Annotated in this window: 14 protein-coding genes and 2 tRNA genes; 3 read left to right on the forward strand and 13 right to left on the reverse strand. The window is 45.4% G+C overall.

What is annotated here, in order from left to right; translation table 11 throughout:
- Positions 1–6: 6 nt before the first annotated feature.
- The 6 genes from D7V92_RS03665 to hisH all read right to left on the reverse strand — a co-directional run bounded on the left by D7V92_RS03665 (position 7) and on the right by hisH (position 4,767).
- Complete coding sequence (locus D7V92_RS03665; protein WP_005854548.1) at positions 7–1,323, reverse strand: aspartate kinase; 1,317 nt, start codon at positions 1,321–1,323, stop codon at positions 7–9.
- A 66-nt stretch (positions 1,324–1,389) separates the two neighbouring features.
- The gene (locus D7V92_RS03670; protein WP_121772288.1) at positions 1,390–2,067 is read right to left on the reverse strand and encodes a cell division ATP-binding protein FtsE; all 678 of its coding nucleotides are present in this window, start codon (positions 2,065–2,067) and stop codon (positions 1,390–1,392) included.
- Positions 2,068–2,075: 8 nt separating this feature from the next.
- The gene (hisIE, locus tag D7V92_RS03675; RefSeq protein WP_005854554.1) at positions 2,076–2,672 is read right to left on the reverse strand and encodes a bifunctional phosphoribosyl-AMP cyclohydrolase/phosphoribosyl-ATP diphosphatase HisIE; all 597 of its coding nucleotides are present in this window, start codon (positions 2,670–2,672) and stop codon (positions 2,076–2,078) included.
- Positions 2,673–2,687: 15 nt separating this feature from the next.
- Positions 2,688–3,443 (reverse strand): imidazole glycerol phosphate synthase subunit HisF, encoded by a 756-nt coding sequence (gene hisF / locus D7V92_RS03680; protein ID WP_005854556.1) that lies wholly within the window; start codon positions 3,441–3,443, stop codon positions 2,688–2,690.
- 17 nt (positions 3,444–3,460) lie between these two features.
- Positions 3,461–4,180: a 1-(5-phosphoribosyl)-5-[(5-phosphoribosylamino)methylideneamino]imidazole-4-carboxamide isomerase gene (gene hisA / locus D7V92_RS03685; protein WP_005854558.1), complete on the reverse strand. Its 720-nt coding sequence runs from the start codon at positions 4,178–4,180 to the stop codon at positions 3,461–3,463.
- Positions 4,177–4,767, reverse strand: coding sequence for an imidazole glycerol phosphate synthase subunit HisH (gene hisH, locus D7V92_RS03690; RefSeq protein WP_008780097.1), 591 nt, complete (start codon positions 4,765–4,767; stop codon positions 4,177–4,179). The genes hisA and hisH overlap by 4 nt, the downstream gene beginning before the upstream one ends.
- Before the next feature lie 268 nt (positions 4,768–5,035).
- Between hisH and D7V92_RS03695 the strand changes: the two genes are divergently transcribed.
- Positions 5,036–5,109 (forward strand) — tRNA-Asp (locus tag D7V92_RS03695).
- A gap of 33 nt (positions 5,110–5,142) precedes the next feature.
- Positions 5,143–5,216: transfer RNA gene (locus tag D7V92_RS03700), tRNA-Asp, on the forward strand.
- A gap of 647 nt (positions 5,217–5,863) precedes the next feature.
- On the opposite strand, the gene D7V92_RS03710 is transcribed toward D7V92_RS03700, so the two are convergent.
- The 5 genes from D7V92_RS03710 to D7V92_RS03730 form a co-directional block, all read right to left on the reverse strand.
- The gene (locus D7V92_RS03710) at positions 5,864–6,691 is read right to left on the reverse strand and encodes a DNA-formamidopyrimidine glycosylase family protein (RefSeq protein ID WP_121772289.1); all 828 of its coding nucleotides are present in this window, start codon (positions 6,689–6,691) and stop codon (positions 5,864–5,866) included.
- An 87-nt stretch (positions 6,692–6,778) separates the two neighbouring features.
- Entirely contained in the window at positions 6,779–7,768 is a 990-nt protein-coding gene (locus tag D7V92_RS03715; RefSeq protein ID WP_009018142.1) for a fimbrillin family protein, read from the reverse strand.
- A 43-nt stretch (positions 7,769–7,811) separates the two neighbouring features.
- Positions 7,812–8,276: a nuclear transport factor 2 family protein gene (locus tag D7V92_RS03720; RefSeq protein ID WP_121772290.1), complete on the reverse strand. Its 465-nt coding sequence runs from the start codon at positions 8,274–8,276 to the stop codon at positions 7,812–7,814.
- An 83-nt stretch (positions 8,277–8,359) separates the two neighbouring features.
- Positions 8,360–9,238 carry a helix-turn-helix domain-containing protein gene (locus D7V92_RS03725; protein ID WP_121772291.1) on the reverse strand — a complete coding sequence of 293 codons (879 nt, stop codon included), beginning with the start codon at positions 9,236–9,238 and terminating at the stop codon, positions 8,360–8,362.
- A 13-nt stretch (positions 9,239–9,251) separates the two neighbouring features.
- Positions 9,252–10,421, reverse strand: a complete 1,170-nt coding sequence (locus tag D7V92_RS03730; RefSeq protein ID WP_121772292.1) for an esterase — start codon at positions 10,419–10,421, stop codon at positions 9,252–9,254.
- 347 nt (positions 10,422–10,768) lie between these two features.
- On the opposite strand from D7V92_RS03730, the gene D7V92_RS03735 reads away from it, so the two are divergent.
- Positions 10,769–12,151, forward strand: coding sequence for an OmpP1/FadL family transporter (locus D7V92_RS03735; RefSeq protein ID WP_005864631.1), 1,383 nt, complete (start codon positions 10,769–10,771; stop codon positions 12,149–12,151).
- Between the two features lie 212 nt (positions 12,152–12,363).
- Here the strand turns inward: D7V92_RS03735 and glgP are convergent, their stop codons facing one another.
- A complete protein-coding gene (glgP, locus tag D7V92_RS03740; RefSeq protein WP_005864633.1) occupies positions 12,364–14,934 on the reverse strand; it encodes an alpha-glucan family phosphorylase in 2,571 nt (856 codons plus the stop codon).
- Between the two features lie 73 nt (positions 14,935–15,007).
- Positions 15,008–16,666: a glycosyltransferase gene (locus D7V92_RS03745; RefSeq protein ID WP_121772293.1), complete on the reverse strand. Its 1,659-nt coding sequence runs from the start codon at positions 16,664–16,666 to the stop codon at positions 15,008–15,010.
- Between the last annotated feature and the right edge of the window lie 97 nt (positions 16,667–16,763).

The following is a 16,763-nucleotide window of genomic DNA, read 5'->3' on the forward strand; positions in this document are numbered from 1 at the left end:
TTGTTTTTATTTGTTGTTAAATAAATGATCGCTTAGAGCTTGCAGCGCTCTCTGCTTGTCCGAGGCCTTAATCAGCAAGGAGACGTTGTAGTTGCTTCCTCCGTAGGAGATCATGCGAACCGGGACATCCTTCATGGCCTGTACGATACGAGCCTCGAAGCCGATGTTATCCCATTCTAGGTCGCCAACCACGCAAACGATAACCATATCCTCGTCTACGGTCACGGTTCCGTACTTCTTCAAATCGTCAACGATCTCTTCCAGATGCTTGCGGTTATCGATCGTAACGGAGACACCCACTTCGGAAGTCGTAACCATATCGATCGGAGTCTGGTAGTTCTCGAAAGTCTCGAATACCTTACGCAAGAAACCTGTAGCTAGCAACATACGTCCGCTCTTGATCTTGATAGAGGTAATATTGTCTTTGGCGGCAACCGCCTTGATCTTACCTTTCTCGATCGCGTTAGAGATCAATGTACCCGGAGCGTCCGGCTGCATCGTATTTAGCAAACGGACCGGGATGTTGTTCAATTTAGCCGGCAATATACAAGTCGGGTGAAGGATCTTGGCTCCGAAATAAGCTAACTCGGCAGCTTCCTCGAAATGCAATTGACGGACTGGAGACGTTCCCTGTACGATACGAGGGTCGTTATTGTGCATACCGTCGATGTCTGTCCAGATCTGGATCTCTTCCGCACCGATAGCCGCACCGATTAAGGATGCGCTATAGTCGCTACCACCCCGTTGTAGGTTATCGATCTCGCCGTAAGCGTTGCGGCAGATATAACCTTGTGTGATGTATAGATCAGCATCCTTATTATCAGCGAGTAATTTCACCAATTTCTCTTTGATATAGACTGGGTCCGGTTCCGCGTTCTTATCCGTACGCATATAATCCAAAGCCGGGATCAATACGGATTTCACGCCGCATTCGTTCAAATAAAGATTCATCATACCCGTAGAGATCAACTCTCCTTGTGCCAAGACAACCTTTTCCTCGAACAAGGTAAACAGATCCTTCGTGAACGTACGGATATATTCGAAATGAGATTTTATCAGTTCTTTGGCCTTCTGTTTATATTCCTCGGTGCTGTATAGTTCCTCAACATGGCCCATGTATTTCATGGCAAGCTTGTTGATGATCTCATTCGCTCCGTCTGGGTTCTTTTTGTACAGGTAGTCGGAAATCTCGACTAACGAGTTGGTTGTACCCGACATGGCTGACAATACAACGATCTTACGGTCTCCCGTGATCAGTTTCGCTACATCCTTCATTCTCTGTGCAGATCCCACAGAAGTACCGCCAAACTTTAAAACTTTCATCTTCTTTTGTTCTATATTAAATTGTTTTCTTTTTCAATCGAATGCGACCGCAAAGTTACAAAAAAATTATTCTCTGACATCACTTAGACAGGCATTCTCGCATTTTACTATGCGGGCAGGATAATTATGCACGATCGTATAGTTATGAGTGGTCATAATCACCGCCGTTCCCTGCTGGCAGATGTCGTGTAAGAGTTGTACGATTTGTCCGCTCGTCTCCGGGTCCAAGTTGCCGGTCGGCTCATCCGCCAGTATCAACTTGGGGTTGTTCAGAAGGGCACGGGCAATAACGATACGTTGTTGTTCCCCGCCGGATAGCTCATGCGGCATTTTATAGCCTTTGTCTTGCATGCCTACCTGACGGAGCACGTTGTCTATCCGTTCCTTGATCTCGCTTTTCTTTTTCCATCCGGTGGCTTTCAACACGAATTCCAGATTCTTGGAGACGGAACGGTCGGTCAACAATTGAAAATCTTGGAAGACGATACCTAGTTTCCTACGCAAATAAGGGATATCCTTCCGCTTCATCTTGGTGAGGTTGTAATCCATGATACGTGCCTCGCCTCGCAAGATCGGTATCTCGCAATAAAAGGACTTGAGCAGGCTGCTTTTACCGGAGCCTACCTTTCCGATCACATATACGAACTCCCCGTTACGAAGCGTGAGGCATGCGTCGTGTAATACCCTGTTTTCCTCACGGCATATCTCCACGTTTTCTAATTTGAGTAGAATATCTTCTTCCATAGAATTTATCAACCTTTATGTCTTTTCTTTAATTCACGGGCGAGGTCTTCCAGACGAAGTCCCTTGCTTGTCAATAATACGATTAAGTGGTAAACCAAGTCGGATGCCTCATAGATGAAGCCGTCTTCGGTTCCGTTGGTCGCCTCGATAACGGTCTCTACCGCTTCTTCGCCGACTTTCTGGGCCATGCGATTCACTCCTTTCTGGAATAAGGTAGTCGTATAGGAACCTTCCGGCATTTCTTGACGGCGACGCTCGATGAAGTTCTGCAAGTATTTCAAGAACATGATATCCTCTACGTTCTTCTCGCCGAAACAAGTATCCGCTCCCGTATGACAAACCGGTCCGGCTGGAATCGCCTTGATCAATAATGTATCGTTGTCGCAATCCGCCGTGATGCTAACCACCTGCAACGTATTTCCGCTACTCTCTCCCTTCATCCACAAACGGTTTTTCGTGCGGCTAAAGAATGTAACCTTACCCGTACTTACTGTCTCATCATAAGCTTCTTGATTCATGAAGCCCAACATTAATACCTTACTAGTGTTGTTGTCTTGTACGATAGCGGGTATTAATCCGCCCATTTTCTCGAAATCTAATTTCATCTTTATATATAATGTTTATATCCTTACATTGATCCCCTCGTCCTTGAGGTATTGCTTCAAGTCGCCTATCCGTATCTCGCCGAAATGGAAAACGCTGGCCGCTAAAGCCGCGTCCGCTTTCCCGTTGGAAAACGTATCCCGGAAATGTTCCATCTTTCCCGCTCCACCGGAAGCGATAACCGGGATATGCAACGTATCGGCCAAGGTAGCCAGAGCGTCGTTCGCGTATCCGTCTTTTACGCCATCGTGCGTCATACTGGTGAAAAGAATCTCGCCGGCGCCACGACTTTCCGCTTCCGAGGCCCATTGAAACAAATACTTATCCGTCGGGACACGCCCTCCGTTTAGATAGCATAGCCAGTCATTGTTCTCAAAATTAGCGTCAATAGCGACTACGCATACCTGACTACCAAAGTTCTTGGCGATCTCCTCGATTAATGCCGGGTTACGTAAAGCCGCCGAGTTGATCGAGACCTTATCGGCGCCAGCGCTAAGCAAACGATCCACGTCCTTCAATTCGTTGATACCTCCACCCACGGTAAAAGGGATGCTGATATGGGCCGCCACTTGTTTTACCAACTCGGTGAAAGTCTTTCGCCCCTCGTGTGAGGCGGTGATATCCAAGTACACTAATTCGTCGGCCCCTTCACGGCTGTACTGGGCGCCCAACTCCACGGGGTCTCCAGCGTCGCGAAAGTTCACGAAGTTGATGCCTTTTACGGTCTTTCCATCCTTTATATCCAGACAGGGAACAATTCTCTTGGCTAGCATATATCTATTTTATTATTTCAAGTAAAACGAAGTAAATCTTTCAACTGGATCTTCCCCTCATAAATGGCCTTGCCGAAAATGACAGCGGGAATCCCAGCCTCAGATAATTTCTCAATATCCTCGATCGAGCTTACGCCACCGCTCGCTATGATATAAAGGAAGGGGATCTCGTCCCGTATCTCTTTATATAAATCGATAGCCGGGCCTTGCAGCATACCATCCCGTGCGATATCCGTGCAGATCACCTTGGTAATCCCCTTGTCGTAATATCCTTTGATAAAAGGAATCAACTCTTGGCTGGTCGTTTCCTCCCAACCGCTGATGGCGATCTTCTTTTCCTTGGCATCGGCCCCTAATATGATTTTCTCGCTACCGAACTTGCTGATCCAAGAGGTGAACATTTCCGGGTTCTTCACGGCGATACTGCCCCCGGTTACCATCTGGGCACCGCTTTCGAAGGCGATCTCCAGATCATCCTCTTGTTTCAAGCCCCCTCCGAAATCAATGATCAAGGAAGTCCGGGTCGCTATCCGCTCAAGGATGCGGTAGTTGATGATGCGTCCCTCGCGGGCTCCATCCAAATCTACCACATGCAAACGCCGGATGCCGTTACCCTCGAACATCTTGGCCACCTCCAGAGGATCTTCGTTGTAAACCTTCTTGGTCGCGTAATCTCCTTGCGTCAACCGGACGCATTTGCCATCTATTATATCTATAGCGGGAATAAGCTCAATCATATCTTTAAAAAGTTTTTCAATATAACCTCTCCTACCGATCCACTTTTTTCCGGATGGAACTGTGTCGCGTAGAAGTTGTCCTTATGTAAAGCGGCGCTGAACGGAAGGATGTAATCGGTCGTAGCCGCCGTATATTCATTTACAGGTACATAATAACTATGTACGAAGTAAACAAATTTGTTCTCCAATCGCTCATTGAATAGGCCGCTTTTAACGTTTGTCAAGGTATTCCAACCCATGTGAGGAACCTTGTCCTCATGCTTTTGCGGAATGAAACGTTTCACTTCCGTAGGGAAGATCCCCAAGCAATCCGCGTTTCCCTCCTCCGAACGCATGCACATCAATTGCATGCCGAGGCATATCCCGAGTACCGGTTGCTTTAGGTTCAAGATCACCTGATCCAATTTATGCTCCCTTAAATACTCCATGGTCGTGAAAGCTTCACCTACTCCGGGAAAGATAACCTTATCCGCTTTATTTAATAATTCCGGATCAGCCGTGATGATCGGGGTAACGCCCAACCGCTTCAAAGCGTAATCTACCGAGTAGATGTTTCCGGCATTATATTTAATAATGGCAACGTCCATTGTTGTTAAGCATTTATATTGAGTCGCAAAAGTAACAAATTATCATTACATAATTATGAATGGCGACTGAAAAGTTCCAAAATGAAATGTATTTGTGATAAACTGGTGTGATCGGGAAGGGGATAGGGGCGGCATAATTATGTAGCTTCTGAGGTCTCTCCAGATATTTTTACTATCAAATATGATATTTTTTTGCGTCAGCTATTGCAGGTTTAAAAATAATACTTACCTTTGCACCGCAATCGAGAGATAGCGATAAAAGAAAAGAGGTTCGGTAGTTCAGCTGGTTAGAATACATGCCTGTCACGCATGGGGTCGCGGGTTCGAGTCCCGTCCGGACCGCCTCTTTTTCAAAATTATTATTGATTATAAAATGGTTCGGTAGTTCAGCTGGTTAGAATACATGCCTGTCACGCATGGGGTCGCGGGTTCGAGTCCCGTCCGGACCGCTTCAAAGAAAGCAAAATAAAGTAAAGCTCTGTAATTTAAAGATTACAGGGCTTTTTCTTTTTCCTCACTTATCAAGAATGACGGCTCACCTGCAAAACTCTATGTTTGTAAAACACTCGCAAAAGCAGGGGGCGGCAATCTGTTTTGCGGTTGGCTTCAATGATGTTGTAAGCGAAAATGCGATAACCTTGACGTTTTGTTTGAAAATCAGGGATTATGATGACAGGGCCTTTTTGCGAATAGAAGAAATAGGGAGTGCTTTATGTTCAAATTATCCATTTTACCCTGTTTTTTTGCATGAATATCTCTGTTGGGAGACGAAAGTAATGGGATTAGGTAACGCGAAAACCAGTGTTAGGCAACGCTACCGTATGTGTTTGGCGATACATACGGTAGGAATTGGGTACGCAACCTATAGAAATGGGCGACGCATCCGTATGAAAAGCACCTTTCTCCTGCATAAATATGAGATAGGATGAATTAATCTCGCTAGAATGAAAGGGTATATTTAAGCAAAGTGTTATAATACAATTGATTGCTGATATTTTTTCTCGTATTTGGTAACAGCATGTATCTTTGCCCGGAAAAAACGATTCTCCGGGGCTTCAGATTACATATTGTCATATTGTCAATTTGAGCGTATTACTTATCTTTCTCGCTGGCAATGCGGGCAATAATAAATGCTGCCTCCGAGGTAAGCCTCTTTCTGTATCTGTTCGCCACAGACGGGGCAAGGGTCATGGTAGGTGTTCTTCGATAGGATCGTGCGGTAATTGCCTAAGGCACCGTATAGATCCTTCTCCGTATCCCGGCCTCCTCCGCGAGTCATCTCTTCCAGCGTGGATTTCACGGTGTTGAAGAGGCGGTCTGTATCCTCTTCTGATAAAGTCGATATTTTTCGTTTGGGGGAGATCCGGGCATTGAACAAGATATCTTGGCAGACTCCGTTGCCCAGGCCCGGAATACGTTGCTCGGTGGCGAGTAACGCCTTCGCAGATATATCTTTCTTGAGATTCCGGATGAGACTGATAAAATAGGCTTTATCGAATCTCTCGTCCAACGGACATAGCTTATGGATGCTACCTTGGTAATAGGGATTGTCAAACTCGCCTTTGAAAGCGTAGATGGAACCATACATCGAAACCGTGAAAGCTAGGAACGAATCGTCCTCGAATACGATCATAAGCTGATATTTCTTCGGGGCCTTTTCCGCAGAGGTATAATAACGCATATTGGTTCCGTCTCCGATTAAGAGGTGGGTATCTGCGTCCATAAGGATGTCCACGAATGCGCCATAGCCTTGGGCGCCTAGGACCGTTCGTCCTACCAGCCTATTGGAGTATTCCGCCGGATCGCCATTATAGAACGTGAAACGGTGAGGACTGTTCGACTCGATAACATGCGCTATTCTTTTACCCTTTAGCGTTTCGCTAGCCTGTTTGCCAATGGTGGCGGATTCGGGAATCTCAATCATATTCGTATTGTTTTTAGAGGTGACAGGGTAAATATAGGCATATTTTCCGTATCAATATTCATTAATACGGAAAATAGGAACCGGACTTTAATTCTGGGTCGGATAAAGGGGCTTTCCTGTCTCGTCCACATCTGTCCAGTCTTTTACGTTGACACTGGCCAAAGTGACCGAATTACCGTTGATTACCGCTTTAAATAAATAAGAGTTTCCCGCTTTCAACTCGCCATCCGGAAGAGGGATCTGGGTGGTATAGGTGCGGGTACTGTTTTCATTGTCGGCGGATATTTCCAGCGTGAGAGTCATAGGAGCCGTATGTCTTATCGGCAACATGATATATTGGGCGGTTAATCCGTTTATCCCCATCTTATCAGCTTTCCCGAAGGCGGTAGCAGGAGTGATGACACCTGTGCCCAGATCCATGGTAGCCCCAACCACAGGAGGAGTGATCATGGCGGAGACCAATTGGTTGATCGTGATACCTTCACCGCCGGTTAATTCTACTACGACTTGGGTAGCCACATGGCCATAAACAATCGGTATATTGATTTGGGAGCTATTAACATCCTGTTGTATGGCGCTCCACCAAAGATAATCGATACCGTTGAAGAGGGGTTCGGATACGCCACTCGTGAATGTCGGGGGAATCGTGGAGAAATTGTCGGATACGGCGTAGAAATTATAAGTGCCATTGGAGAGAAACATTTTATATCCGTCACTTCCTGTTAACACCCCGGGAGATGAGGTTATGTAAAGACCTGACGCCTCGGGGCTTCCCTTGGTTCCGGCGTTGCTGTCGAAGACATAAACCCTGCTTTGTATCCCTTTATTCATGGGAGACATGGAACGTAATAGGTTCCGGCCCTCCACGGAGGCGTTGAAAGTCACCAACGTACTGTTTCCCGGGTCCTCGTTTCCCGAAGAGCCGTTTGGGGTTGTTCCATCCTCAAAAATAATCGTGTTCTTGTTGCATCCGGCGAGGAGTAACAGGAACATCGTGCTAAATGTAAGCGCATTTGCCGCTTTCAGTAAATTCCGTATCATATAATTTGTGTTTAGTGAATAGTCTATATAATACATTTTACGAACCGTTTTGGTTCAGAAAGCGGCAAATGTTTTAACTTTAATCTAGCGGTTTCACGTAAGACCAGTGGGTTTGTATGATCTTCCATTGGTTGTCGGGGTTACGTCTGTAAACCTCGGTGCAGTTCCATTTTATTACCTTGTCGGATAAGTAGCTATCAAGGTTGAAGGTGAGTACCGCTATGTTTTGTGCGACTTGTACGACCGGGCGGATCATGTCGAAATGATCTGCAGGAGGAAGTTGCATACCTTTATAATAAGTGCGCAGTTGTTCCAATCCCTCTATTTTCGTCTCTAGGGAAGGATCGAAGTAAATCACGTCGGTGTCTGAAAGCTCTACGAATACCATCGGGTCGGTCGAGGCTAGGGCCTCTTTTTCAAGGGAGATGATCATCTCCGGGATGTTCTCGTTTAATGTTTTGTTCTCCATATTCTTTTGTTGTGCGTTAGCGGATAACGTGCTTCCTAATATGAGAGCCGCTATCCATGATTTGTATTGTCTCATGATGCTTTATTTATTGATAGAGGCAAAATTAGACATACCGAATGGAGTTCGTATAATACGTATAAAGGAGGAAATAGTACTTTTTACGGTTTTGTATTCCTGCGATAGTTTAGCGGGGTCATGTTTGTTTGGGAACGAAATAGACGGATGAAATAGGATGGATCCTCGTAACCTAGAGCTTCCGTTATGGCGGATATAGGCAAGTCTGTATAAGTCAATAGCCGTTTGCTCTCGATTAGTATTTTGTTTAGGATGTATTGTTTAGCGTTGATGCCCGTAGCGTTTTTCACGATCTCATTCAGGTAGTTCGGGGTGATGCAAAGCTGATCGGCATAGCTCCGGATGGAATGATCTCGCTTGAAGGAATGGTTTACTAACTCGATAAATCGGTCTACATAGATGCTTTTAGATCGGGCGTTTGTGTCTGGTGGTAAAGCGTTCGAGTTAGAATATAACCTGTTGAGCAACATTAATGTCTCGTACAACAAGGCCCGGAGCAAGTGTTTGTCTTTCGACTGATAGTTCTTGATCTCTTTATCGATCTCCGAGATCAACTCGGAGATGCGGGCATAGGCTTTCTTGTCGAGACTGAGCTTGGAAGACCGTCTTTCCGTATGGAAATAAGAGAGGTTCCGGAGAAATGCCGGATCATTGAAAAAAGAGAGCAGGAACTCTTCCTCAAAGATAAGAGCGAATCCGTCTTGTATCGTTTTATCGTCCCATTTGCGTATTTCGCCGGGCCGGGTAAAGATGATATCTTGAGGCTTTACCCGGTTCGCTTGATGATCGATAAGGAATTCTCCCTCCCCGCTAGTGATCAATGTTATATCGTAATACGTCAATATATGTACGGGTTGTTCCTTGAGATACTTCTTGATCGTGTTCAAGGGAACGACGTCGATAAGTAGCTCATCGCCGTATTTGTGTTTATAGAAGTCGTATTGCGGTATATTATGATTCATCTGCTCATGTCTTTTATTTGAAAAGCATAGGAGCGAATTGGAGGAGATAAGCCCGCCAATTGGCCCAGATATGCCCTCGGGTGGATTCTACGTACTGGTATTTCATACCTAGGCTATCCATTCGCTGGCGGAATTGCTGGTTCGCGTCGTACAGGAAATCGTCCTTTCCGATACCGATCCAGAACAATTGATAACCGGATCTCTTGAGGTTTCCTAACTTCTCGTCGAGGTTCGTGTACATCGGGCTATTGGGGTCTACACCATTTGCGCTGAGCCCAGCGGAGAAAAGTCCTATATAGTTAAAATAGTCCGGATAATTCAATGATATATATAATGTATGGAAACCACCCATCGAAAGTCCGGCTATGGCTCGGTGTCGCTTATCCGGGATCGTACGGTAACGGTTATCGATGAAATGAATGATCTCGGTGAAACTCTTCTCGTACGAGCCATCCTTATAACCGGGGAAGCTGTTGCTCATGGCTGGTTTGTAATTCAGGTTATCGGATGTTTCGCCGGGAGCGGCCTGTTTACTGGGATTGCCGTTTGGCATAACGACAAGCATTGGCTGTATCTTGCCTTCGGCAATCAAGTTATCCATGATACGGGCGGTACGGCCAAGCTCCAGCCAAGCGTTCTCGTCGCCGCCACTGCCGTGTAACAGGTACAGAACGGGATAAGACTGGATGTTCTTATCGTAAAAAGGAGGTGTATAAACGCTAAGCCTACGTTCGCTCCCGAGGATATCCGAGTGATACCACGTGGTCGTTACATCGCCATGGGGCACGTCACGTACTTGATAATAATCCCCATTTCCCCCGTTGATATAGAACAGGCTGAACAAGGTGCCTACGTCACGGCAAGAGAATGGGTTGTTTGGGGCGATGTTGTAAATACCATCTATGTTTAAACGATAGGTGTACATTTCGGATGGCAGTGGGGGAGTCGTATAGCTCCATGTACCGTTTTTCCCTTTCGTCATCTGGCCATTGCCCTCGTTGGCTTCCCAGTCTCCTTTTACGGAGACGGACTTCGCTTTTAGGGCTTCTACATAGAAAGTAACGCTATTGTCTGAGTTGATCACGAGAGGTTCTACCTTATCGGTCTTGAATCCTACGTTCTGTTGGGCGAAAGCCATGGATAGAGGCAGTAAGAGAGCCGCGAGTAATGCTAGTCTTTTCATTTTATCTATACGGTTTAAAGAATTAAGTTATAGAGACAAATATACGATTTATTTCGGAAAAATAGAAGTTATACTTACTTGGCACTTGTAGTATATCTTTTTTGGTAAAGTAAGTATATCTTCTTTAGTACTTGCTGTATATATCCTTTTCTGATTAGGATGATTCTTTTTGATTATAACTAATACCTGATTTCACGTTACTACCTTTGCGGCTCTTCTATTGTTAATTAGTCTTATGTGTTTGCACAGTATTTGCTGTTTTGTGCGGCACATTTTTATTAAAAGTGTGCAGTGTTTGAAAAAAGTATTTATCTTTGCGACCGTTTTGTAATCAAGAAAAGTAAAACATGAAGAAAAAAGTAGTATTAGGTGCGGCATTGATGATGATGCCTTTGGTTTCTTTCGCTGGAGGATATTTGACGAATACGAATCAGCATGCAGCCTTTTTAAGGTCACTTTCGCGAGGTGCTGCAATTGATATAGACGGCGCTTTGTCAAACCCGGCGGGTCTTTCTTTTTTGCCGACAGACGGTTTCCGCGTTGGTGTGAGTATCCAAAGTGCTTTCCAGACCCGGGATATCGATGCCTCTTTCAGTACATACAATGGTTTCGACCCAGTGAATAAGGTGCCGACAGTGAGCGACGTTCCCTATAAAAAGTATTACAAAGGAAAGGCAGCCGCTCCCGTGATTCCGAGTGTTTTTGCGGCTTACAAAAAAGGTGATTGGACGATCTCCGGTTTCTTTGCCATTACGGGTGGAGGTGGTAAGGCTTCGTTTGACGATGGCCTGCCAATGTTCGAATCGGCTGCTATGGCCGGTATCTTCAAGGAAAGTGTAGCGAAATATATAAAGACTGGCGGTCAAAGTCCCATCGTCACGCCGGATATGTATACTATTAACAGTGCGATGGACGGAAAACAGTATATTTATTCCCTACAACTTGGCCTATCATACAAGATCACGGATTGGCTTTCTGCCTTTGCCGGTGGCCGGATGAACTATTTCTCAGGAAACTATGACGGGTATCTGGATGCAAAATTAAAACAGAATTTTGGTGGAGCGGATTTAATGAACCTGGCTTTGGATTGCGACCAGACAGGTTGGGGGTTGACACCGGTTTTGGGTGTCGATGTCAAATATGGTAAATTCAATTTCGGAGCTAAATATGAGTTTAAGACGAACTTGAACATCGAAAACAATACCAAGAAGTTGGATTATCCCGACAGTGCGGAAGATTTGGTTGGCCCTTATAAGCATGGTGTAAATACGCCGAACGATATTCCTTCCATGCTTTCGGTGGCAGCTTCTTATCGGTTTTTGCCCATGTTGAAGGCTTCTGTTGAATATCACTTCTTCGATGACAAGAAGGCGGGAATGGCCGGTGGAAAGCAGAAGGAACTGGAAAGAGGTACGAATGAGTATCTGTTTGGTATAGAGTGGGATGTTGTCAAGAGATTGACCATTAGCGGTGGCGCTCAAATTACAGATTATGGTTTGTCTGATAATTTCCAAAGTGATGTTAGTTTCTCCTGCGATTCTTATTCGCTGGGCTTTGGTGCTAAAGTGATGTTGAGCGAAAAAATGGCTTTGAACGTGGGATATATGTGGACAACTTACCACGATTATACCAAGAAGATGGACAACTACTGCGGCACGGGACTTCCTGGGCAGAATGTGTATAGCCGCACCAACAAGGTGTTCGGATTAAGTTTGGACTACGCTTTCTAAGCTTGAAAATATTCGTATCCTATTGAAAAAGGAAGCTGCTGTCGTGCGGCTTCCTTTTTTTGATTCATGGGTATTCACGGACTATATGAACCTATGCTTTACGGCTCGTAACCATAGGTTTTAGTCGCTGTAAAGCATAGCTGGGTATGGCATAAAAAAAGAGGGTGCATGACGCACCCTCTTTCTTGATTATTTGTTTTACTTGTTGCCGATTATAACTGAATCCAACGTACATAAGCGAAGTCCATACGGTGAGGCAACTCCTTGTTTACAGGATATACACGGAAGCCCATCTTATGGTTACCAGCCTCGGAAGGAGTGGTCGTTAACTTGAAGAATAACTTGGAGCCTTCTTCCTTCATCAACTCGAACTGAGCGGTATTGATTGGTGACAGCGTGTGTTTCTCCGGATCTTCCTTCATGACAACCATTTCAGCACCTAACATACCTTGTAGTTCATGACGGTCGATTACCAAATTGAAGTTGTATTCTTTTCCTACAACCGGGCCATTCACCGTCAAATCTTGGTCGCAAGTGAAGGATTCCACTTGGAAGCTATCCCAATGTTGCGCAACTTCCTCTTTCCAAGCAGCTAATTGCTTAGCGATCTCGTAGTTGTTAGCGGAAATATGAGCGGAACGAGTAGCCAATTTGTGATAGAAACGATCCTCATAATCGTCCAACATACGTTTCATCGTATAATCCGGAGCGATCTTGGCGATAGAGTTCTTGATATATTGGATCCAGTCCGGAGAGTAACCCTTGCTGTTCTTAGCGTAGTAAGTCGGGATGATCTCAGTTTCCAAGCAATGGTAGATCGTAGCCGCATCCAATTGGTCTTGGTATTGCTGGTTCTCATAAGTACGCTTGTCGGTCAATGCCCAACCTGCGCCTTCTACGTAACCCTCATACCACCAACCGTCAAGAACGGAGAAGTTCAATACACCGTTCATCTCGGCTTTCTCACCGGAAGTACCGGAAGCCTCTAACGGACGAGTCGGCGTGTTCAACCATACGTCTACACCAGAAATCAAACGACGGGCCAAACGCATATCGTAGTTCTCCAAGAAGATGATCTTTCCTAAGAACTCCGGACGGCGAGAGATCTCTACGATGTGTTTGATCAAACCTTGACCACCACCATCAGCTGGGTGAGCCTTACCGGTGAATACGAACTGAATCGGGAACTTCTCATTGTTAACGATCTTAGCCAAACGGTCTAAGTCCGTGAACAACAAGTGCGCACGCTTGTAAGTAGCGAAACGACGACCGAAACCGATCAGCAAGGCATTCGGGTTGATCTTCTCTAGGATAGAAACCACCTTGGAAGGATCACCTTGGTTCTTCAACCAGCTATCTTTATATTGAACACGGATGTAATCAATCAATTTATTCTTCAAGGTCATACGGAGATTCCAGATTTCCTCGTCGGATACATTCTGAATTCCTTCCCAACATTTGCGATTTGATTGATCCTCGAAAAGCTTCGTGCCTAATTTATCCGCATAGAATTTCTTCATCTCCGTAGCGGCCCAAGTCGGCATGTGTACACCGTTCGTTACATAACCAACGTGCAGTTCATCCGGGAAGTAACCTTTCCAAACCGGGGCGAACATACGCTGAGAAACCTTACCGTGCAACCAGCTTACGCCGTTAGCCTCTTGGCAAGTGTTCAAGGCGAATACGCTCATGGAGAATTTCTCGTTAGAGCCTGGGTTCTCACGTCCCATATCGATGAAGTCTTGCCAGCTAATACCTAACTTGCCGGGGAACTCACCCATGTAACGTCCGAACAAACCCTCATCAAAGTAATCGTGACCTGCCGGAACCGGAGTGTGTACCGTATAGAGAGCGGAAGCACGAACTACCTCCAACGCTTGGTTGAATGAAAGGCCGTCGTTTTGGATATAGTCTACCAAACGCTGAGCGTTGATCAAAGCGGCGTGTCCCTCGTTGCAGTGATAAATCTGTTTCTTGATACCTAACTTGTTCAGCATCATGATACCACCGATACCCAACAAATACTCTTGTTTCATACGGTTCTCCCAGTCGCCACCATATAATTGGTGCGTGATGGAACGATCCCATTCGCTGTTCTGAGGTATATCCGTATCCATTAAGTACAAAGGTACACGACCTACGCTAACTTTCCAGATATGAGCGTAAACGGTTCTGCCCGGATAAGGAACTTCCAATACCATCGGCTCTCCGTTCGACTGCAATACCTGAGTCAACGGCAGGGCGTTGAAATTTTGCGGCTCGTAATTGGCGATCTGCTGACCGTCCATGGACAAAGTCTGTGTGAAATATCCGTAACGATACAAGAAACCTACGGCACATAAATCGATATTACTATCGCTGGCCTCTTTCAAGTAGTCACCGGCTAATACTCCCAGACCACCTGAGTAAATCTTTAATACATTGGTCAAACCGTACTCCATGCTAAAGTAGGCTACAGATGGTTGTGTCTTGTCGGGTTTTACATTGATATAAGCTTTGAAATCAGCGTATACCTTTTGGATTTCAGCCATTAACTCCTTATCTGCTAAGATCTCTTCCATACGTTTGTGTGAAAGGCTTTGCAATAGCTGTACAGGGTTACCTTCTGTGGATTTCCAAAGTTGTTTGTCGATCTTGCCAAATAGTTTAGCGCCTTCATGATTCCATACCCACCAAAGATTCGTAGCGATCTCATTAAGTGGTTCCAACTGTTGTGGAAGCTTGGAATGTGAGTAGACGTCCTTCCAAATAGGACTGTTTGCGTTATTCGCCTTAATTTTCATTATCGTGAAGTTTAAAGTGTTTGTCTAAAAACGAGTGCAAAGATAGCATTATCTTATTAATTATGAGCAATATTTAGCTGTTTCTTTCCTCGGCATGCTTTATGGCGATGTCGAATGCGGTCAGATAATAGTCGATAAACTTGCTCCATTCAGCTTTTCGAGCGAGATCGAAACAACGCTGTTTGATTTCCTCGATGTCCGTAGCATCCTTTTGGCTGAGAGCTAGGATGGAGTTCATGATAGCGTCCGCTACCTCAAAATAATTGAAATCCGTACGATTAATAACCTCTACGCCTTCGCTAAGGTTATCTCCGGATACCGTTTTCTTCGCCCACATACCGAAACCGGCCAGATTGGTCGTGATCGTCGGTATACCGAAAGCGATACTTTCCAGCGGGGTATATCCCCACGGCTCGTAGTAGGAAGGATATACGGTAGCGTCCATCCCTATCAGCATATCATAATAGGTCTTATTGAAAATACCTCCTTTACCGTCCAAATAACAAGGAACGAATATGATTTTTAGTTTTTCGGATGCCGCGTTCGTGAAGCCGGCGTGGTTGATATAATTCAAGACCTTATCTTCTGGCATATTATGCAACCAGTGCGTAATGAAAGGGATTTGAAGCGGAGAGGTCGTCTTTATGTCCTGCTCGATCGCCTCTTTTAAATCCGCACGGGCAGCACGTACCCAAGCCGGTACCATGATAAAGGCGACGACCTCACGCTGCAGGCGTCCGGACGTACGTACACGGTTCATCGCCTCGATGAAGACATCGATACCTTTATTTCTGTATTCATAGCGGCCACTGGTGGAAACCAGCAAAGCGTTCGGGTCGATAGAGCAGCCCAATAATTTCTCCGCTACATTAATTAATGTACGACGTGCCTCCTTCCGCTTTTTAGCGTATTCCTTACCCTCGGGTACGAAGTTGGGCTCAAAGCCGTTCGGGGTAACGATATCCGGTGCCTTATCCAATAACTGTTTACATTCACGGGCCGTGATATCGCTTACGGTCGTGAAGCAATCTACGTAATGGGCGGCCTGCTTCTCTACGGAATGCTTGGCCTCCATGTTTAGCTCCTTAGCCATCTGATCGCCGTTGTAACCGTCCATATAAGCGTATAACGCTTTGTTGTTACCGGCGATAGAGCGTCCGATCGATGTGGCATGCGTCGTGAAAAGTGTCGCTATGGCAGGGATTTGCTTTTGAATGTAAAGCGCTCCCATCGCCAACATCCATTCGTTGAATAGGGCGGCGACTTTCTTGTTTTCCAGTTTGTAAAAGTGATAGAAACTCTCTATTACCTTACCGACCGCATACGCGAAGATACAAGACTCATCGTAATCGCCGTAGGCGTGGATGGAGTCAACTCGGAAATTTTCCCACATAGAATAGAAAAAGGCGTCTCGTTCACTGAAGTAGGATTTGAAATCTACCAGTATAACAGGGGGGATACCCGGTACGTTCCAGCGACCAACCTTAACTTTCAAGTGATCTACTGCCTCGGCGTGCTTTCTCCAATCCTCAAACAAAGATGCGTCTTCCGTAAAATCGGGAGCGGTTGTGTTTGCCCACACATCCGGACCGATGAATATTACTTTGTCGTTAAAAATTTGTTGAAGCGTATGAGCTTTAGTCGATAGTACGGTATAAATACCTCCCACTTTATTACAGACTTCCCAGCTGCTTTCAAAGAGAAACTCTGGCGTCTTTATCATTTCGTTCATATTTGATTTGTTTATAATCAATGATTTCACCGCTGCAAAGATAATTCATTTTATGTTTTTTCTTGGCCTTTCCTCGGTATTTAATAACATATGTTCT

Origin of the sequence: Parabacteroides sp. CH2-D42-20, assembly GCF_003670185.1 — a bacterium.
GTDB classification, from domain to species: domain Bacteria; phylum Bacteroidota; class Bacteroidia; order Bacteroidales; family Tannerellaceae; genus Parabacteroides; species Parabacteroides distasonis.